Below are 19,309 nucleotides of genomic sequence, written 5' to 3' on the forward strand. Positions count from 1 at the left end.
GCCACCCGCTACGACAAGACCGCCACGTCCTACACCGCCGTAGTCACCCTCGCATCGCTACTGCTCTGGTTATGACCTTTGAAGACACGGCCTAGGACAGCCTGATCCCGCCGATCACGGCCACCAGGCGGGGCTCGTCACCGGCGGCCACCTCCAGCTCGGCCCCGAGCGCGGCCAGGTAACCGGCGACGGCCTCGGGGTCGGGGTGGGAGGCGGTGAGCGAGGTCAGCTCCACCACGGGCAGGCCGCGCTCGGCGGGGTGCGCCGTGCTCCCCCAGTCGATCAGGAACGGGACCAGGCCGTCGCCGGTGTCGTCGGGCGAGGTGGTGAGCCGCCACTCCAGCAGCTCGCCCTCCGGGGTGCGGCGCGACATCGGGTGGACGTCGCCCGGTTCGTACCCGCGCTCGCGGGCCCGCGCGACGGTCGCGTCGAGGTCGGCCGGGTGGATCGCCCAGGTGACCAGGCGCGGGCCGGGCAGCAGGTCGAGGCCGAACGGCCGGGCGAGGCCGGGATCGGGCTGTTCGGGATCAGGGCCGATGATCTCCAGGTATCGGCGCCCGCCCAGGCCCAGCAGGTAGTTGCGGGTGCCCAGGCCCACGTGGCGCCCGCCCTCGACGGGCTCCGCGCCGAACAGGCCCGCGAGCTCCCGCACGGTCGCGTACAGGTCGGGGGTGGCGTAGACGAGGTGGTCGAGCAGTTCTTCCGGCATGGGTCGGGCTCCCGTCCGTGTTTGCGGCGGGCGGCTCGGCGCCCGCAGGAGAGGTGTACTCGCGGTGCGAGGCGGGCGTCACCACCGGCACCGGTACCGGCACCGTCATCGGTACCGGCACTGTCATCGGTACCGGCACTGTCATCGGCGAGGGTCGTGAGGGGGACGATGACGGTGACACCGTCACTGGCATCGGCATCGGCATCGGCATCGCCACCGGCACTGTCACCGGTGTCGGCACCGTCATCGGCGCAGGCTCTCGACGGTGGCCAGGGCGGCGCGGGCGGACGCGGCGTCGTGGACCCGGAAGACCCGGGCGCCCTGCCAGGCGGAGACCGCCAGCGTGGCCATGGTCCCCGCGTGGCGCTCGTCCACCGGCAGGCCGCCGAGGGTCTCGCCGACGAAGTCCTTGTTGGAGACCGCGACGAGCACCGGCCAGCCGGTGGCGACCATCTCGTCCAGGCGGCGGCTGACCTCCAGGGAGTGCCAGGTGTTCTTGCCGAAGTCGTGCGCCGGGTCGATGAGGATCGACTCCCTGGGCACCCCCGCGGCGACGGCGCGCTCGGCGAGGCCGACGGTGTAGCCGATGACGTCGGCGACCACGTCGGCGTAGGCGATGCGGTGCGGGCGGGTGCGCGGGGTCACGCGACCGGCGTGCGCGCAGACCAGGCCGATGCCGTGCTTGGCGGCGACCCCGGCCAGCTCGGGGTCGACCCCGCCCCAGGTGTCGTTGAGCAGGTCCGCGCCCGCCTCGGCGACGACCTCGGCGACCTCCGCGCGCCAGGTGTCGACGCTGACGACGAGCCGGGGGTGACGGCGCCTGACCTCCGCGACCAGGTCGGCCACCCGGCGGATCTCCTCCGCGGGATCGACCTCGTCGCCGGGACCCGCCTTGACGCCGCCGATGTCGACGATGTCCGCGCCTCCCGCGACGGCACCGTCCACCGCCTCCAGGGCCGCCGCGAAGCCGTACGTCCTTCCCCTGTCGAAGAAGGAGTCGGGGGTGCGGTTGACCACCGCCATGATCGCGAACTCGCCGGGCCGGAACTCACGGCCGCGCAGGCGCAAGATAGTCATCGAGACCGAGCCTATAGCCCGGTGTCGGAGAGGACGGCGCTCCCACCTGCGCCGCCTCTGGGGGGAAACGGGGAAAACTGACGAGCCTCGGGGCTCCTACGCGGCCGACCCACTTTCGGCCACGGACAGGAACTCCTGGGCGATGGCGGGCAGCCGCCGTCGCGCGTGAACGATGGCGATCACCCGGCGGACCGAGGGATCGAGGGTGCGGACCACGAGTCCGGCGCGGGCGGCCTGCTCGGCCATCCCCCGGTACCAGAGCATCGAGGCCGTACCCGAACGGACGGTGCTCAGCCAGTTGCCGCGCTCGTCGAGCTGCGTCGCCACCACGGGGGCCACACCGTGTTTGGCGAAGAGCGCGTCGAACTCCCTGCGCCGGGAACTGCCGGGAACCGGCAGCACCAGCCGCATGCCGTTGAGTCTCCTCATCGGCACCGGGTCGGGCAGGTCCACGCCGGGCGGGGAGATCAGCACGATCTCCTGGCGCTCCAGCGGATGGCTGATCAGATCGGTGGGGACGGGCAGGTCCGTCAGGCCGAGATCGGCCCTCTGGTCCCTGATGGCGCTCACCACGCCGTCCCGCCCGTCACAGCGGACGATGTGAATGCGTACCCCGGGATGTTCGGCGGTGTACGCGGGGAGGAGGCGTCCTGCCAGCCCCGGTTCGAGGCTGGGTATCGAGGCGATGCGGAGCTCCGCCTCGGACGCGTGGCCGTGCGTGGACAATGACTCGATCTCGCGGACGGCGTCGAGCGCCTCCCGGGCCAGCTTGACCACCCGGCGTCCCTGCGCCGTGACGACCACGCCACGTCCGGAACGTGCGAACAACGTCATCCCGAGCTCTCGTTCCAAATCTCTGATCGCACGGGAAAGGGCAGGTTGTGCGATGTACAGCGACCTGGCCGCGTCGGTCATGGTGCGATGCTCCGCCGTCGCGACCACATAGCGGAGCTGCTGCAGATTCATGATTTGAAGCTAGGTCACGGGCCCTGGATCGGTCCGGTACATCGCGGAGATCACCTCGGATGATTTCGGAATGTAATCGAATGCAGCGACATCCGTGACGGATGATAAATCAGTATGCTTACGCCCCAAATTCGGCAAAAGTCCGGACCCGTAGCTCAACATCGGACGCTCGGGTCAACGGGGAGACAGCGTGACAGGCAACGGGCATTACCCCCCACCGCCCCCTCCACCTCAGGGGCGACCACCCCAGGCACCGCCCGAGTGGGCGGCTCAGGGCCATCCTCAACCGCCGCCACCGGGGCATCCACCGCAGCCGCCGCCACCGGGACAGGGATATTCGCACCTGCCCGCCTATCCGGGGCAGGGAGGCCCGCCGGGGCAGGGGGGTCCACCGGCGGGGCAAGGGGATCCACCGGGACCACCGCCGGGGCCCCCACCGGGACAGGCGGGATATCCGCCGGGACCACCGACACAGGGAAACCGTCCAGCAGCGCCGCCGGGGCACGGGAGCCACCCGGCGTCGCCGCCAGGACGGGGATTCCCTCCCGGGTACGGGTACCCGCCCGCCCCCACCCGGCAGCCACCCCCACCCCCGCCCGGCCAGGGGTACCCGCCCCAGGGCCACCCCCAGCCGCCGCCCCCGGGGTATCCGCCGCCGGGACAGCCGCGTTTCCCGGCCCCGCCCCCACCCCCGCCGGCGCCTCCGCGGCAGCCACCGCCGGGACCGGGATACCGGCATCCGCCGGCGCGGCCCGGCGGCCAGATGCCGTACGGGCAGACGCGGCCCGGGGGCCAGGCGCCGTACGGACAGCCGCCGTACGGACAGCCGCCGTACGGACAGCCGCCGTACGGACAGCCGCCGTACGGGCAGGCGCCCTACGGGCACCCGGCCCCGCCGACGCCACCGCCGCCGGACCCCCGGCAGCGGCACGCCTACCCGCCGCCGCAGTGGCAGCCGCAGCGCCCGCGCTCCAGCGGTGCCGGGGCGATCGTCGGCGGGATCCTCGGCGTGTTCGCGCTGGTGTTCGTCGGGCTCGTGGTGATGGGCGCGGTGGCCAAGAACAGCCGCCGCCCGGATCCGGTCTCGCCGGTCGCGATCCTGCCGCTGCCCACCACCCTGGACAGCAGGCCGTCGTACCGGCCCACCTCCGAGCCGAGGCGGACGACGGCCTCCTCCGACATCTCGGAGGACACGATCAAGCCCCCGGCCAAGGTGCGGACGCTCAACACCAGCCTGGAGAACAACACGCTCTACCGGGCCGGAGGCCTGCCCAGGGTGAACTGCCCGGGGGGATCGGCCAGCATCTACAGCCACAGCCAGCTCAAGGCGCTGATCCTCAGGACGTCCAAGTGCATGGACAAGGGCTGGTCCCAGATCATGCGCGGGCAGGGCCTGGACTGGCGCCCGCCCGGCTACGCCCTCACCGCGACGAAGGGCCGCGGCGCCTGCGGCGACTTCCCCTCGCCGGGCAGCATGGTGCCGTACTACTGCCCGCGCAACACCACCATCTACGCCTCGACCAGGGCGATGGTGCGGGGGGTGGGCGACTCCGGCGGGTACGGCTCGATCACCGAGTGGCACGGCGGGGTGATCAGCATGATGGCGCACGAGTACGGGCACCACGTGCAGCAGATGTCGGGGCTGTCCAACACCTGGTGGCAGCGGTCGCTGCGGTCCGGCAGCCGGAGCGGGAGGCTCGCGCTGAGCCGCAGGTTCGAGCTCCAGGCGACCTGCTTCGGCGCGATGTTCATGCGCTCGGTCTCGGCCAGCTACCCGGTGACCCCGGCCCGGCGCAACACCCTCTACTACTTCTACTCCCGCGTGGGCGACTGGCCCGGCTACCCCCGGGACCACGGCTCCCCGCGCAACAACAACCGGTGGTTCCGCCAGGGCTACGAGAAGAACAAGGCGTTCCAGTGCAACACCTGGTTGGCGCCCTCGTCATCGACGTCTTAGCCGACGTCACGACTTAAGGGATCATTCACCACAGATTAGCCATCTGTCTGTCATGTCCAGGTATGGGGACTAGAATCCTGGCAAATTCCGTTCAATCGGGGAACCTGGCTGTTTTGGCAGGTAGACCGGGGCAAAAAGTAGTAGGAAGCGGTGTGACGATGCGCCTTGGGCAAGACTCGGGGGATCTCGCCGGCGACAGTGGGAAACGGCGCCCCCGGCGCCGCAGCGGTGGCTCGGGTACGGGCCGCGGCGGCGCGCAGGGTCCGGCCGAGACGCGAGTCCCCCCTGGCCCGCCCGGCGCGTCACCGGCCCAGGACCCTCCCGCCGGGGACGCGCGCGACGGGCTCCGGGCGGTTCCCGACCCGGTCCAGGGCGTACCGGACGGGCGGGGGACGCTTCCCCCGCAGCCCCGGCCCGTCGCACGGGGCGCCGCCGGAGGGCAGGAGGCGTACCCTCTCCAGGGCCCGCCCAACGGCCGGGGCACCAACGGCCAGGGGACGCCGCCCCCGCACGGCGTACCCAACGGGCAGGGAACTCCCCCCGCGCACGTCGTACCCAACGGCCAGGGGACCCCGCACGGTGCGCCCAACGGCCAGGGGGCGCCTCCCCCGCACGGCGTGCCCAGCGGGCAGGCCGCGTACAACGGGCAGGAGACCCTCCCCTCCCAGGGCGCGCCCGACGGGCGGACGGCCTCCCCCTCGCAGGCCGGAGCGGACACGCGGCCCGGCCAGGACGCCCAGCCGGTCCACGGCGCGGGGCCGGTCCAGGGGCAGGTTCAGCCGGGGGGACAGACCGGAGAGCCCGCCGGATCTCCTCCCGGACCCCCGGGACCCCCCGACCAGCCCGGTCCTCCCGGGAAGCGCCCGCGGTTCGCCAGGCCGCTCACGGTCGGCGCGCTCATCGGCTGGACCGCGCTGTCGGCGATCCTCCCCGGCGCGGCGCACCTGCGGTCTGGCCACCGCCGCACCGGGTACATCCTGCTCACGATCTTCGGCGCGCTGCTGCTGTCCATCCTGGTCGGCGCGCTCATCCTCAGCGGTGAGGGGAACGCGGGGTTCCTCGCCCGCGACAGCACGCTGATGACCGGGGCGGTCCTGGCCATCGTCGGCGCGATCGCCTGGTTCCTGCTGCTGCTCTTCTCCTACATCTCCCTCGGGCCCGACCGGCTCAGCGGCAGGGGGCAGATCGTGTCGGGCATCGCGGTCGGCGTGCTGTGCGTGGCGGTGATGGCGCCGTTCGCGCTGACCGCGAGCACCGTGCTGACCGGCAAGGAGACGGCCAACGCCATCTTCGCGCCCGCCGCGGGCAACCCCACGGCCGTCCCCGTCAAGCACGAGGACCCGTGGGGCGGGCGCAAGCGGGTGAACTTCCTGCTCGTCGGCGGCGACGGCGCCGGGAACCGGGAGGGCGTGCGGACCGACAGCATGACCATGGCCAGCGTGCACGTCGCGACCGGCAACACCGCCATGTTCAGCCTCCCCCGCAACCTCCAGCACGTCCGCTTCCCCCCCGGCAGCGCGCTCGGCAAGCGGTTCCCCGACGGCTTCATGCGCGAGCTGCCCAACGGCGGCCTGCTCAACGAGGTCTGGCAGTACGCCGAGGACCACCCCGAGCTGATGCCCGGGGTCAAGGACGGGCAGCGGGGCCCCCGGGCGCTCATGGACGCCATCGGCTACACGCTCAACCTGAAGATCGACTACTACGCCCTGGTCAACATGTTCGGCTTCGCCCACCTGGTGGACGCCATCGGCGGTCTCAGGATCAGGGTGGAGCGCGACGTCCCGTGGGGCGGCCTCTACGGCACCGCGGGGACCATCAAGGCCGGATACCGGAAGCTCTCCGGCGAGGAGGCCCTCTGGTACGGGCGCTCCCGGGTCGGCAGCGACGACTTCTCCCGGATGGCCCGCCAGCGCTGCGTCATCGGCGCCTTCGCCCAGCAGGCCACCCCGTCGGTCGTGCTCACCAACTTCGCCAAGATCGCGGGCGTGGCCAAGAAGATGGCCAAGACCGACATCCCCCGCGAGCTGCTTGAGCACATCATCGAACTGGGACTGAAGGTCAAGGACGCCAGGATCGTCAGCCTCCAGTTCGTACCGCCGGAGTTCTACACCGGCTCGCCCGACTGGCAGAAGATCCGTACCGCGACCTCCAGGGCGCTGCGCCGGTCGCTGCAGCCCGCCCGCCGCCCCCTGGCCGCGACGGCCTCCCCCGGCACGAGCGGTACGAGCGGGGCGAGCGGCGCGACGCCCACCGCCACGCCCAAGCCCTCCAGGACGGCGGTGGCGGCCGGCCCGAGCCAGACGCCCACCCAGAACGGCGAGGCCGAGTCCCTGGACGAGCTCTGCGGATTCTGACGGCCCCGCGCGGGCGGCCCACCCACTGACGGGACGTCCCCGCGCGACCGCCACAAGCGAGTGGCCCGCCCTCCTTCACGGGAGGACGGGCCACAGTGCTTTTCCGGGACTCCGGGACTCCGGGACTCCGGGACGGGACTTCCGGGCCCCGGGGCCCCCGGGACTCCGGTGCTGCGAGACCCCGGAACCCCGGGGTTCCGGGACTCCGGGACACCGGAATCCCGGTGCCTCAGAACCCCGGAACCACCCGGAACCCGCCGACCTCAGCCGGCCTCAGCCGACCTTGGCCACTCCCGCGCCCCCGGCGCCGCCGATCCCCCCGACTCCCCCGGACTTCCTGGGCAGCAGGGCGAAGGCGCCCAGGTAGACCAGGCCCGCCACGATCAGCAGTCCCTGGTAGCCGATGATCAGAGCCAGGTACTCCAGGCAGCCGCCGACCATCGCGCCCAGCAGGTTGGCGCCGAAGGACACCGTGGCGTCCGCGGAGTCGGCGAAGCGCTTGGCGAACACCACGTTGGCCGCGAAGATCGGCAGGAACGCCACGACCACGGCGGTCACCGCGCGCAGTGGCAGCGGCAGGCTCAGCAGCCAGGAGTTGGGCACCAGCCAGGCCAGGACGAGCCCGGCGAGCAGCACGCCGTACATCACCGGCAGGGACGGCACCCGGAAGCGGCGGGTCACCTCCACCGCGGCGAGCACGGCGACCAGCACCCCGCCGAACACGATCGCGTTCACCACCCAGGTGGTGCCGAACAGCAGCGCGAACCCGGTGACGCTCTTCGTCTCCAGCAGCAGGAACGCCACCCCGAGCAGGAAGAGGTCCGCGTACGGGCGCATCCTCCGGTACGGACCGGCGACGGCGCGGACGGCGAGCAGGCTCACGACGAGGATCAGGCCGAGGGTGATGATGTAGATCTGCGGGATCGTCTGGTCCTTCAGGTAGAGGAAGGGCCGGTCGTCGCTCGCCGGGGGCGGGGTGTCGGCGGTCGCCCCCGCCCACTCCGAGCCGCAGCGCTGCGCCTCGGTGGTGAGCCCCGCGGTGATCACCGCCTGCTGGCCGGTCTCGCTGACGATGTCGACGCAGGGCTTGTGGCCGAAGGCGGCCTGCATGGTGGAGCCGAGGCGGTCCACCAGCCAGGTCTCGCGGTAGTAGTTGTACATCGAGAAGGCGCCGCCGGGCTTGAGGTGGTCCCTGGCCGCCTCCATCGCCTGCCGGGTGAACAGGTAGCTCTCCAGCCGCAGCGAGCTCGCCCCGGACACCAGGGTGAGCGAGTCGGGCAGCGCGAAGAGGATCAGGTCGTACTTGTCGGAGGTCCGTTCCAGGAAGGCGCGGCCGTCGGTGACGTGGGTGGTGACCCGGGGATCGCTGTAGGGGTTGTCCGGATGGTAGGAGCGGCCGAGTTCGAGCAGCTTGGGGTCGATCTCCACGGCGTCGACGTGCTTGGCGCCCTTCGACAGCGCGATCGACACGTCGGTGCCGCTGCCCGCGCCCACGATGAGCACGTTGTCCAGCTTGCCGGAGGCCGCGCGCTCGTACGGCAGGGCGTACTGGCGCTCCCACTCCAGGCGGCTCTTGGCCGGGGTGGCCTGCTGGTGCGGGATGCCGTTGACGTCGATGTTCATCAGCGGCACGTCGTTCCAGTAGCCGCGCACGTAGGTCACCTTGTAGTAGGGCGACCACAGCGCCCCGGCCGTCAGCGTCTCCGTCGCGAGGACGCCGACGACGATCAGCGACGGCACGAGCAGCGCCGCGCGGGCCCAGACCTTGCGGGGCCAGAGCAGCACCGCGTAGGCGATCGCGGCGATCGTGCCCCACACCACCGGGGGCGCGCTGAGGAACGACAGCGCGGTGAACAGCGCGATGCCGCTGAGGCTGCCGATCAGGTCGTAGCGGTAGGCCTCCAGCCGTTCGAGCTCGGGGAAGCACCGCCCGACCAGCTCGGCCGGGCCCATCAGCACGATCGCCGCCGCGGCGAAGATCACCGGAAGGATGAGCCAGGGGGGCGGCCCGCTCGCGCTCAGGCTCGTCCAGTACAGGACGCCCTCGGTCTGGCGGTCCACGGTCACCGGGAAGAGCCACACGACCAGGACCAGGGCGGCCAGCACGATCGGCGAGTAGTACGGCTGCCGGGTGCTGCGTCCCACCCGCAGGAAGCCGAGCCCGATGCCGAGGAAGGACCCCAGCAGGACGAAGTTGGTGAAGTAACTCAGATGAACGATGTTCGATCCGGTCCACCGGATCAGGGCCAGTTCCAGGAAGAGCATGAAACCGCTGGCCACTATGAGTCTGGGCCGCGTGCTCAGCCAGTGTGTGTGCCGGTCATCGGGGCTGGGGGGTGGAGTCGTCTCCGCCTCTGCGGTCATGACGCCCAACGCTAGTGACCGGTACCCGCGCATGGAAGGAAATCCACGCCTGTCGTTTACCCGGTTTACAACCTGTGAGTCCGTATAGGGGGTGATTTCAACGGCTGGACGCGATCGAGGCGGATGCAGGAACGTGGTGGGGCCCGATCCCCTCGAACCCCGGTGGTGCACATGCGGGTCCTGCTCCAGCTCCGTCCCTCCCCAGACGTCGTCGCGGCCGTGGCCGATCCCACGGTGAGCACCCCGGCGGCCGACGTCGCCGACGCGCTGCCCGGGGTCGTCGTGGATCCCTCCTTCACCCCGGTCGTGGCGCCCCGGCCGGTCCCCGTCGCCGGGGGCGACCCGCTCTCGCTCAACCAGCCGCTGACGTTTTCCTTCGCCGACAACGAGGCCTCCGTCCTGGTCCGCGGGGAGATCTCCGACGACGAGGTCTCCACCCGGATCACCCTGCTGCCCTCGCTCCGTCCCGACGTCGTGGGGGTCTTCGCCGACCCGGTGATCGAGCGGGGTCTCACCTGCGGCGGCACACCCCCGGTGGGCGACTGGCGGGACGTGGAGCGGCTGCTGACCGTCGCCGAGCTGGCCCGCGAGGGTCTCGACGGCTCGGGCGTCGCGCTCGCGGTGCTCGACACCGGCATCAACGCCGCGCACGTGGCCCGGCGCCTCGACCGCGCCGTGGCCCTCGACGCGCAGCACAGCTGGAAGCCGTCGGGCGTACGGGGCGAGGCGGGCGAGTTCCCCGTCGACCACGGCACGATGTGCGCCTTCGACGCGCTCATCGCCGCGCCGAGGGCGTCGCTGATCGACGTGCCCGTGCTGCTGTCCCGGCGCCCCGGCGGCAGCGCGCTGGACGGCCTGCTGTCGGACGCGGTGGCGGCCTTCGCCCACCTGCGCACCGTCCTGGAGGCCCAGCCCGCCGCCTCGCGCTCCCTGGTCGTCAGCAACAGCTGGGGCTCCTTCTCCCCCGGCTGGGACTTCCCCGCGGGCCATCCCGGCAACTACTCCGACAACCCGGCCCACCCGTTCAACCTGATCGTCGCGAGCCTGGAGCGGGCGGGCGCCGACGTGCTGTTCGCCGCGGGAAACTGCGGGCGTGACTGTCCCGACGGCCGGTGCGCGTACCCCAGCCGGCCGATCACGGGCGCCAACTCCCACCCGCGCGTCCTGTCGATCGGCGGCGTCGACGTCCGGGGCGCGCGGGTCGGCTACTCCTCCCAGGGCCCCGGCCGCCTCACCGCCCGCAAGCCCGACCTCTGCGCCTACACCCACTTCTCCGGCTCGGGGGCCTTCGGCGACGACGAGGCCGACTCGGGCACCTCGGCCGCGTGCCCCGTCGCCGCCGGGCTGGTCGCGGCCGTACGCACCCGGTGGCCCTCCTCCCGCCTGTCGCCCTCCCAGCTGCGCACCCTGCTCCGGCGCACCGCCGACGACCAGGGCGACATCGGGTTCGACCACGACTACGGCTACGGCGTCGTCGACACCGCCGGGATCCTCGCCTCGTTGCGTCGCCGCGCCAAACGCGTAGCGTGAGTGCATGCTCCTGATCACCGTACGGCTCCCGTCCGACGCGACGCTCGCGCAGGCCATGCGGCGGCTGGAGTTGTCGGAGGAGGACGTCGACACCGACTACGGCCTGGTGCTCATCGACCCCGCCAAGGGTCTGTACGGCCTGCGGGTGAGCGAGTCCGCCGCCCACCGGGTCGCCCCGGCGGGCGGGGGCCCCTACTCCGACCCGAAGATCGAGCCGTACGGACCCCCTGGCTGAACACCGCGCCCGCCGGGCGATCAGGCGGTCGGGCGGTCGGGCGTTCAGGCGGTCAGGCGTTCTCGCGGTTGAAGACGCGGGTTCCCACGACGACGCAGAGCACGGACAGGACCACGGTCACGGCGACGCCGAGACCGACGGTCCCGTTCGCGTAGTTTCCGTTGAACAGCTCGCGCATCGCCTCCAGCACGTAGCGGAACGGCGTGGCCCGCGACAGGACGTCCAGCCAGCCCGGTGCCATCGACATCGGCAGGAACGCCCCGGACAGCAGGACCAGCGGGACGATCGCCGTGCTCATGATCGGCGCGAACGCCTCGGGGTCCATGACGAGCGCGATGGCGTTGGACAGCGCGGCCAGGCTGACGCCGAGCAGGATCATCAGCAGCAGCGCGACCAGCACACCGGGAACGGCCGCGCGCAGGCCGAAGGCGTAGCCCACCGCGATCAGCATGATCGACTGGATCACCAGGGTGAGCGAGTTGGCCAGGACGCGGCCGAGCAGCAGGGAGACGCGGTGCGCCGGGGTGACCCGCAACCGCTCCAGCACCCCGGCCCTGGCGTCCATCACGATGCCGAACCCCGCCAGGCCCGCGCTGAACAGCGCCACCTGGATGAGCAGGCCGGGGATGAGCGTCTCCCAGGGGCCGATCGTGACGAACAGCGGGCCGAACAGCACCAGGTAGAGCAGCGGCTGCAGGACCCCGAAAATGATCCCGGCCTTCTGCCGCAACGAGATCCGGACGTTGTGCCGGAAGATCAGCCAGGTGTCGCGGACGACGCTCATCGCTCCCCACCCGCCAGGTGAGCCGCCCGCCGCTCGTCGCGCGTTCCCGGTGACTCAGGTGAGCCCGGTGACTTCGGTGGGCCCGAAGAACCCAAAAAGTCCGAGGAGGCCGGTGGATCGGCTTCAAGGAAGCGGCCGGTGGTGGGTTCGCCGTCCGTTGCCGGGGAGCCCGGCGGGTCGTCCCTCAGGGAGCGGCCGGTGATCGACAGGAAGACGTCGTCAAGGGTGCCGGTGCCGCCCTTGAGCTCGGCCGGGGTGCCCCGGGCGACGATCACACCGCCGTCGATGACGAACAGGCGGTCGGCGAGCGTGTCCGCCTCGTCGAGGTAGTGCGTGGTCAGGAAGACCGTGAGGCCGAAGCCGTCGCGCAGTTGTCTGATGTGGTCCCACAGCGCGGCCCGGCTCTGCGGGTCCAGGCCCGTGGTGGGCTCGTCAAGGAAGAGCAGGACGGGGTCGTGCACCAGCCCGAAAGCGAGGTCGAAACGGCGGCGCTGACCGCCGGAGAGCGCCCCGCCCGGCCGGTCGCGCAGCTCGGTGAGCCCGAACCGGCCGAGCACCTCTGCGACCCGTTCGCGGGCCTCGGCCGGGCGCATGCCGTACAGCATGGCGTGCAGTTCCAGCTCCTCCCCCACCGGGTTCGACAGGTCTATCCCACCGCTCTGGGACACGTAGCCGATGCGCCGCCGCACGCCCCTCGGGTCGGTGAGCAGGTCGTGGCCCGCGACCGTGGCGGTGCCGCCGGTGGGACGCACCAGGGTGGTGAGCATCCGCATCGTGGTCGTCTTCCCCGCGCCGTTCGGGCCGAGGAAGCCGACGATCTCCCCGGCCTCCACCGCCAGGTCGACGCCCCGGACGGCCGCCACGCCGCCGGGGAAGGTCTTGCTCAGTGCCGATGTCTTGATCATTTGATCGCCTCCATTTTTACAGTAACACCAATTTTGGAGTGACTACAAAAATAGTCCGACACCTAGGATGGCATCCATGAGCGAGGGCCTGCGCGAGCGCAAGAAACGGGAGACCCGGCAGCGCATCTCCGACATCGCCACGTGGCTGTTCGTGACGAAGGGCTTCGACAACGTGACGGTGGCCGAGGTCGCGAGGACCGCCGACGTGTCGGTCAACACGGTCTTCAACTACTTCGGCACCAAGGAGGACCTGCTCTTCGACCGGCAGGAGGAGGTGGAGGACCTGCTCAGCAGGGTCGTACGGGAGCGGAGGCCCGGCGAGGGCACGCTGGGGGCGCTGCGCCGCGACTTCCTGGACGCGCTCGACACCCGCCACCACCGCTACGGGTTCCACGAGGGAAGCGACGCCTTCACCCGCATGGTCTCGCGGAGCCCGTCACTCACCGGCCGGGTGCGGGAGATGAACGAGGCGCGGGAGAAGGCCCTGGCCAGGACGCTCGCCGAGGAGGCCGGCGCCGGCCCCGGCGACCTCACCCCCGTGTTCGTCGCCGCCCAGGTCAGCGCGGTGCTGCACCGGCTGATGACCCACGCGGTCGAGCGCATGCTGGCGGGCGAGACCCTCGACGCCATCGCCCCCGACCTGCGACGGCACGCCGAACGCGCCTTTGGGCTGCTGGAGTCGGGCATCGGCGACTACTGCGCCCGCCGGTAGGGCGAATCGGCCACGGCGCTCGGCCTGGCCGACGTGGAACACCACGGGCTCCCGGGGGCGTTCGTGATCGCGAGGGGCCGCACCATGCCGGACGTGACCTACGTCGAGTCCGCCGCGCACGGCCAGGTCGGCTGACGCGCGAGGCCTCACGGACGTGGGCTCCCCCGAAACCGGTGGAGCCCGCGCGTGTCCCGACTCCCGGGGACCGCGAAGTTCACCTGACCGAAATGGTTCGTGACATCAATGGAGGATCCGGAACTTCACCAGTCCGTTATGATCTTGGCTGTTCCCGGCCCCTCCGACCCCCCAGGAGTCCCCGTGCCTCCGCGCGAGCGTCTCCGCGCCCTGCTCGAAACACACCGCTTCCAGCAGTTCATCATCACCGTCATCGTGATCAACGCGGCCACCCTCGGGCTGGAGACCTCGGTGGCGACCGTCGAGCGGTACGGCACGGTGCTCACCGCCGTCGACCACCTGGCGCTCTACATCTTCGTCGTCGAACTGGCCGCCAGGCTCTACGCCTACGGCTGGCGGTTCTTCCGCAACCCGTGGAACCTCTTCGACGCCGCGATCGTGACGGTCTCGCTGCTGCCCACGGCGGGCGGGCTCTCGGTGCTGCGGGCGCTGCGGATCCTGCGGGCGTTGCGGCTGATCTCCGTGGTGCCGAGCCTGCGCCGGGTGGTGACCGCGCTGCTCACCGCGCTGCCGGGGATGAGCTCGATCGTGCTGCTGCTGGCCCTGGTGCTCTACGTCACGGCGGTGATGGGCACGAAGCTCTATCACGTCACCGCCCCGGAGTACTTCGGCGACCTGCCCACCTCGCTGTTCACCCTGTTCCAGATGATGACCGGGGACGCCTGGTCCGACATCACCCGCGAGGTGATGGCCGTACACCCGTCGGCGTGGGTGTTCTTCGTGGCGTTCATGCTGGTGTGCACCTTCGTGGTGCTGAACCTGTTCATCGCGGTGGTGGTCAGCGCGATGGAGGAGGAGCACGCCGAGGAGTCCGTGCAGGCGACCGAGGACCTGGGCCGGGCGGTGCTCACCGAACTGGCGACACTCCGGGCCGAGGTACGGGAGCTGCGGGACCGGGTCCCGGTGACACCGGGCGGCGCTCCCGTCCCGGCCGCGAAGGGCACCCCGGACGCGACCGGGAACGGCGGCCGGACCTCCGGGCGCGCGCCCGCGAACGGCGACGCGCGCCCGGAGGGGAACCGCGGCCCGGACACGGGCCCGGGCGTCAAAAGCACACGAGGGAACGGCGGCCCGGATGCCGACGCGAACGCCAAAGGCGCGCGTGGGAACGGCGGCGCGGACGCCAAAGGCTCGCGAGGCAACGGCGGCACGGACCCCAAGGGCACACAAGGGAACGGCGGCGCGGACGCCAAGGGCTCGCGAGGGAACGGCGGCGCGAGAAAGCCCGCCACCCGGGGGGCAGCGGGCCGGCGCCGCGGATCGGCGTCAGGTCAGCGCGAGTAGAACTCCACCACGAGCTGCTCGTCCACCGGGACCACGACCTGCTCGCGCAGCGGACGGCTGAACAGGGTGAACTTGAGCTCGGCGTGATTGACGTCGAGATAGGCGGCGATCCGGTCGTCCGCGTACGTGCCCTCGGAGGCGGCGACGAAGGGCTGCATCCGGCGTGACTTCTCGCGCACCGCGATGACCTGGCCCGGCTTGACCAGGTAGCTGGGGATGTCGACCTTGCGGCCGTCCACGGTGATGTGGCCGTGGGCGACGTACTGGCGGGCCGCGTAAATGGACGGGGCGAGACCGGAGCGCAGGACCAGGGAGGCGAGGCGCGTCTCCAGCAGCACCACCAGCTCCGCGCCCGCCCGCCCGGTGCCGCGCAGCGCCAGGTCCCAGTAGCGGCGCATCTGCCGCTCGGAGACGTCGTAGTACCAGCGGAGCTTCTGCTTTTCCATCAACCGCAGGCCGTAGTCACCGGTCTGCCGCCGGTTGGTCTTGCGACCGTGCTCACCCGGCGGGTAGGGGCGCTCCTCGAAATAGCGGACGGCCTTGCGGGTCAGCGGCACGCCGGCCCTCCGGGACAGACGCACCTTCGGTCCGGTGTAGCGCATGCTCACTCCTTTGTGGTTAGGTCTACCTTAGTTAGGCAAGGCTAATCTTACACAGCAGTATCTCCCGACCTCAAGGAGAGCCGGTTCATGCAGCCCGTCACCGCTCCGCCGATCCCCGAGCGGGTCCGCACCCTCGCCGCCACCGCCGCTCCCACCCACGTGTCCATCTCCGGGACCACCGGTGCGGCGACGCCCGCCAAGGGCGGCGTGGACGGCGCCGGCCGTCCCGTGCTGCTCGTCCTGCCGGGCGACCCGCTCTACGGCGCGCGGGACGAGCCGGTGGTGACCGTGGACCTGACGTCGAACCGCTCGCTGGGAGAGCACGAGCTGTCGCGCGGCCTGCTCAAGGTGCAGGGCTGGGTGCAGACCGTGCCCGAGACCGAGGTGCGTGAGACGGCGGTGGCGATCGCCGAGCGCTGCCCCGACGAGGCTCTGTTCGAGGTGCTCGAAGGGACGGACGGCCCCCGGCTGCTGCGCGTCGACGTCGGCAGGGTGATCTATCTCACCGGGCCGGAGTCGGGCGTGCTGGACGCCGAGGAGTATCTCGGTGCCGCCCCCGACCCCCTGATGGGCGACGCCGAACGCATGCTCCACCACATCAACGACTCCCACCGCGGGCAGCTGGAGACCGCGCTGGGCTCCCTGCTCGCCGCGCCGGTGCCGGAGGCCTGGCTCTGGGAGCTCGACCGCTTCGGGGCGACCGTCCGCTGCGGCGTGGACGACCCGACGCTGATCCGCCTCCCCTGGCCCTCGCCCATCACCGACGCGGAGTCTTTGGAGCACGCCGTACGCTGCCTGCTCTGCCACCACTGACGGCGGGTGTCCGCTGGGTGGCCGGGAGGCGGCTAGTGGGATGATCGGGCGGTGGCCGTTCAACGGCCGGCGGGCGATTTCCCGATGTCCTGCCGCGCGTTTATCTCTGTGGCGCCGTTTCCGGCCACGATTGGAAATGGCGCCGGGCCGTTCCGCGCGAAACCACCCAGGACGCGAAATTATTCCCAGGGTGCGATCATCCCGAGCGAAATTCGCCTCGGGAACGGAATGTCAGCCCTCGGAGACCACCTCGCTGGTGTTCCGGATGACCTGGTCGACGAAACCGTAGTCCTTGGCCTCGGTGGCGGTGAACCAGCGGTCGCGATCCCAGTCTTCCTCGATGCGCTCCAGCGGCTGGCCGGTGTGGAAGGCGATCCGCTCGCGCATCGTCTGCTTGGTGTAGAGCATCTGCTCGGCCTGGATGGCGATGTCGGCCGCCGTGCCCCCGAGCCCTCCCGAGGGCTGGTGCATGATCACCCTGGCGTGCGGCAGGATGTAGCGCTTGCCAGGGGCGCCCGAGCAGAGCAGGAACTGCCCCATGGAGCCCGCGATGCCCATGCCCACGGTGGCGACGTCGTTGGGGATGTACTGCATCACGTCGTAGATGGCCATTCCGGCCGACACCGAGCCACCGGGTGAGTTGATGTAGAGCCAGATGTCGCGCCGGTCGTCGTCGGCGGAGAGCAGGAGCAGCTCCCCGCAGATGCGGTTGGCGACCTCGTCGTTCACCTCGCTGCCGAGCACGACGATCCGCTTGCGCAGCAGCCGCTGGTACAGCTGGTCTTCGGGGACGATCTGGGGACCGCTCATGTCTTCCACCTGCTCCGAACCCGGGTTTGCGAATAACGAATACTCGCGACCATAGTCCCGCCGGAGACCGCGTTTTCCGTTCGTTCGCTGTCAGCGCTTTTCGCTGAAAGCGCAGCGTCCGTCATTCTGTTTCCCCGCCGCACCCGGTTGTTCCGAAACCGGCCTCGGTCGTTCCAAAGGCCGACACGACCGCTCCGAAGCCGGATACGGCCGTTTCGCGCCCCGGGTACGACTGTTTCGCGCCCGGGGCACAGCCGTTTCGCGGCCACGGCATGTCCCGTGCCTCCCGCGAGGGACGCGATCCCGCCGTACGGGCGACGTCCGACGACGGAGGCGACCCAGTGGCCCAGTGGCCCAGTGGCCCAGTGGCCCTGACGATCCCGGCGGCCCCGGCAGCCCAGGCAGTCCCGAGGATCTCGGAGGCGACCCGGCGATCCTGACGGCCCCGGCAGCCCCGGGAACCCCGGCGATCCGGAGAGCGGCACGACCCGCGCGCCCGTCCTCCGGGCCTCCTCACCGGCCGATATCGGATCGACCTGGCCTCGGGAGGCGGGCATGTTTACCCCCTCCTCTGCGGGAGAGGGGATACCACAGCGTGGACAAGAATCCACAAACGGGAGGAATCACATCATGGGTGCCGACGACAAGATTGCCAACAAGGCCGAAGAGCTCGGAGGCAAGGTCAAGGAAGGCGCGGGACGCGCCACCGGCGACGAGCGCCTTGAGGCCGAAGGCAGGACCGACCAGGCCGACAGCCACCTCAAGCAGGCCGGGGAGAAGCTGAAGGACGGCGCGGAGAAGGTCAAGGACGCTTTCAAGAGCTGATTCTCGACCATGTGACGGGGGTCCCGGTTCTCCGGGACCCCCGCCGCCGTGTCCGGGGGAAGAGCGGCTTCCCAGGAGACCGGGCCGGGGGCTTCGAAGAAGGGAACTCCGAGGAAGGGGCTTCGAGGAAGAGGCTTCGGAGAAGGCCCGGTAACTCTGAGAAGACCGGGCCGCTCACGATCGCCTGGTCAAGAAGGCCCCCGGGCGACTACCTGGTCAGCGACTACCTGGTCAGAAGCCACCCGCGATTGCCTGGTCAGAAGGCCACCCGGGGGGCCTGGTCAGGAGGCGGGGCCGACCTCCGGTTCCGGTGCCCCGTCGCCGGACGTGTCCTCCCCCTCCCCCGCGTTCCCCTCGGCCCCGTCTCCGGTGTCCCCGGTGTCCTCGGTGGCCCCAGCCTCCCCGGTGGCCTCACCGTTCCCAGCCCCCTCCTCGGCCTCCTCGGCGTCGGCCCCACCGCTGTCCCCGGTGTCGGCCTCGGCCTTGGCGTCGCTCGCGCCCTCGGGGCTCTCCTCCTCCGGGGTGCGGCGCGCGTCGTCGGGGTCCGCGAGCAAAGGCCGCTCGGGGAAGGTCGTGTCCGACCCCGACCGCTCCGCCACGACCCGGGTCTCGCCGTCGACCCCTCGCGGGCCCGCGGGCGGCGGGTCCTTCTCGGGAGTGTCGTGCGCGGGGGTGTCGCGCTCGGTCGTGTCTTCGCTCACCTCAGGAGTCTCGGTCATGCCGATCCCCTCCCCTGGGAAACCCCAAATATGTCGCCGGCAGGCATGGGGCCGGTCACCCGGGTAGGGAAACCCTCGACGAAGGGAGCGAGATCATGACGGTTACCCGGTTTCAGGATCTGCCACTGGCCGATCACGACAGGACCTGGGACGGCGAGGCGGCCGAGAAGCGCGTCCGCTCGTGGTCAGGTGCCACCGACGAACCCAATGCCCGCTACCGGGAAGCCCATCTCTGGTACGACGGCGACGAACCGGAGAACTTCGGGAGCTACAAGCTCCCCATCGCCGACGTGGTCGACGGCAAGCTCAAGGTGGTGCCGCACGCCGTACGGGCCGCGGGAGGGATCATGCAGGGGGCCAGGGGCGGGGTCAAGGTGCCCGAGGAGGACCTCGGCCGGATCAAGGCCCACCTGGCCAAGTACTACGCCAAGATGGGCGAGGACGCCCCTTGGGAGTCCTGACGGGATG

18 protein-coding genes are annotated in these 19,309 nt (G+C 71.2%); 9 read left to right on the plus strand and 9 right to left on the minus strand.

Translation table 11 applies throughout. The features are described 5' to 3' along the window. Window positions 1-91: 91 nt before the first annotated feature. The 3 genes from ABT053_RS00005 to ABT053_RS00015 all read right to left on the minus strand — a co-directional run bounded on the left by ABT053_RS00005 (window position 92) and on the right by ABT053_RS00015 (window position 2,752). Window positions 92-709, minus strand: coding sequence for a VOC family protein (locus ABT053_RS00005; RefSeq protein ID WP_350966545.1), 618 nt, complete (start codon window positions 707-709; stop codon window positions 92-94). A gap of 243 nt (window positions 710-952) precedes the next feature. Beyond that, entirely contained in the window at window positions 953-1,786 is an 834-nt protein-coding gene (folP, locus tag ABT053_RS00010) for a dihydropteroate synthase (protein WP_350966546.1), read from the minus strand. A 96-nt stretch (window positions 1,787-1,882) separates the two neighbouring features. Next, window positions 1,883-2,752, minus strand: coding sequence for a LysR family transcriptional regulator (locus ABT053_RS00015; protein ID WP_350966547.1), 870 nt, complete (start codon window positions 2,750-2,752; stop codon window positions 1,883-1,885). Window positions 2,753-3,515: 763 nt separating this feature from the next. Here ABT053_RS00015 and ABT053_RS00020 point away from each other — a divergent pair. Both ABT053_RS00020 and ABT053_RS00025 read left to right on the plus strand, forming a co-directional pair. Beyond that, window positions 3,516-4,709, plus strand: a complete 1,194-nt coding sequence (locus ABT053_RS00020) for a neutral zinc metallopeptidase (RefSeq protein WP_350966548.1) — start codon at window positions 3,516-3,518, stop codon at window positions 4,707-4,709. A gap of 158 nt (window positions 4,710-4,867) precedes the next feature. After that, window positions 4,868-7,063 carry an LCP family protein gene (locus ABT053_RS00025; RefSeq protein WP_350967092.1) on the plus strand — a complete coding sequence of 732 codons (2,196 nt, stop codon included), beginning with the start codon at window positions 4,868-4,870 and terminating at the stop codon, window positions 7,061-7,063. A 273-nt stretch (window positions 7,064-7,336) separates the two neighbouring features. On the opposite strand, the gene ABT053_RS00030 is transcribed toward ABT053_RS00025, so the two are convergent. Next, entirely contained in the window at window positions 7,337-9,427 is a 2,091-nt protein-coding gene (locus ABT053_RS00030) for a spermine/spermidine synthase domain-containing protein (protein WP_350966549.1), read from the minus strand. Between the two features lie 171 nt (window positions 9,428-9,598). Between ABT053_RS00030 and ABT053_RS00035 the strand changes: the two genes are divergently transcribed. Continuing rightward, on the plus strand, window positions 9,599-10,957 hold the full coding sequence (locus ABT053_RS00035; RefSeq protein WP_350966550.1) for a S8 family peptidase: 1,359 nt from the start codon (window positions 9,599-9,601) through the stop codon (window positions 10,955-10,957). Window positions 10,958-10,961: 4 nt separating this feature from the next. Beyond that, complete coding sequence (locus ABT053_RS00040) at window positions 10,962-11,192, plus strand: hypothetical protein (RefSeq protein ID WP_350966551.1); 231 nt, start codon at window positions 10,962-10,964, stop codon at window positions 11,190-11,192. Between the two features lie 52 nt (window positions 11,193-11,244). Here ABT053_RS00040 and ABT053_RS00045 read toward each other — a convergent pair whose 3' ends face one another. Beyond that, window positions 11,245-11,976: an ABC transporter permease gene (locus tag ABT053_RS00045; protein WP_350966552.1), complete on the minus strand. Its 732-nt coding sequence runs from the start codon at window positions 11,974-11,976 to the stop codon at window positions 11,245-11,247. Next, complete coding sequence (locus tag ABT053_RS00050) at window positions 11,973-12,881, minus strand: ABC transporter ATP-binding protein (protein WP_350966553.1); 909 nt, start codon at window positions 12,879-12,881, stop codon at window positions 11,973-11,975. Before ABT053_RS00050 ends, ABT053_RS00045 begins: the two co-directional genes overlap by 4 nt. A 76-nt stretch (window positions 12,882-12,957) precedes the next feature. Between ABT053_RS00050 and ABT053_RS00055 the strand changes: the two genes are divergently transcribed. Together ABT053_RS00055 and ABT053_RS00060 are read left to right on the plus strand one after the other, a co-directional pair. Next, window positions 12,958-13,593 (plus strand): TetR/AcrR family transcriptional regulator, encoded by a 636-nt coding sequence (locus tag ABT053_RS00055; protein WP_350966554.1) that lies wholly within the window; start codon window positions 12,958-12,960, stop codon window positions 13,591-13,593. Window positions 13,594-13,911: 318 nt separating this feature from the next. Continuing rightward, a complete protein-coding gene (locus ABT053_RS00060) occupies window positions 13,912-15,072 on the plus strand; it encodes an ion transporter (protein WP_350966555.1) in 1,161 nt (386 codons plus the stop codon). Here ABT053_RS00060 and rpsD read toward each other — a convergent pair. After that, complete coding sequence (rpsD, locus tag ABT053_RS00065) at window positions 15,060-15,674, minus strand: 30S ribosomal protein S4 (protein WP_350966556.1); 615 nt, start codon at window positions 15,672-15,674, stop codon at window positions 15,060-15,062. The genes ABT053_RS00060 and rpsD overlap by 13 nt on opposite strands. Window positions 15,675-15,761: 87 nt before the next feature. Here rpsD and ABT053_RS00070 point away from each other — a divergent pair, with 87 nt between their 5' ends. Further along, window positions 15,762-16,487: a DUF2470 domain-containing protein gene (locus tag ABT053_RS00070; protein WP_350966557.1), complete on the plus strand. Its 726-nt coding sequence runs from the start codon at window positions 15,762-15,764 to the stop codon at window positions 16,485-16,487. Window positions 16,488-16,718: 231 nt separating this feature from the next. Here the strand turns inward: ABT053_RS00070 and ABT053_RS00075 are convergent, their stop codons facing one another. Continuing rightward, on the minus strand, window positions 16,719-17,297 hold the full coding sequence (locus ABT053_RS00075) for a ClpP family protease (protein ID WP_350966558.1): 579 nt from the start codon (window positions 17,295-17,297) through the stop codon (window positions 16,719-16,721). Window positions 17,298-17,927: 630 nt separating this feature from the next. Between ABT053_RS00075 and ABT053_RS00080 the strand changes: the two genes are divergently transcribed. Continuing rightward, window positions 17,928-18,122, plus strand: a complete 195-nt coding sequence (locus tag ABT053_RS00080) for a CsbD family protein (RefSeq protein ID WP_350966559.1) — start codon at window positions 17,928-17,930, stop codon at window positions 18,120-18,122. 281 nt (window positions 18,123-18,403) lie between these two features. Here the strand turns inward: ABT053_RS00080 and ABT053_RS00085 are convergent, their stop codons facing one another. Next, the gene (locus ABT053_RS00085; RefSeq protein WP_350966560.1) at window positions 18,404-18,841 is read right to left on the minus strand and encodes a hypothetical protein; all 438 of its coding nucleotides are present in this window, start codon (window positions 18,839-18,841) and stop codon (window positions 18,404-18,406) included. A 95-nt stretch (window positions 18,842-18,936) separates the two neighbouring features. Between ABT053_RS00085 and ABT053_RS00090 the strand changes: the two genes are divergently transcribed. Then, on the plus strand, window positions 18,937-19,302 hold the full coding sequence (locus ABT053_RS00090) for a hypothetical protein (protein WP_350966561.1): 366 nt from the start codon (window positions 18,937-18,939) through the stop codon (window positions 19,300-19,302). Window positions 19,303-19,309 lie beyond the last annotated feature (7 nt).

Origin of the sequence: Streptosporangium sp. NPDC002524, from assembly GCF_040295985.1 — a bacterium.
GTDB lineage: Bacteria > Actinomycetota > Actinomycetes > Streptosporangiales > Streptosporangiaceae > Streptosporangium.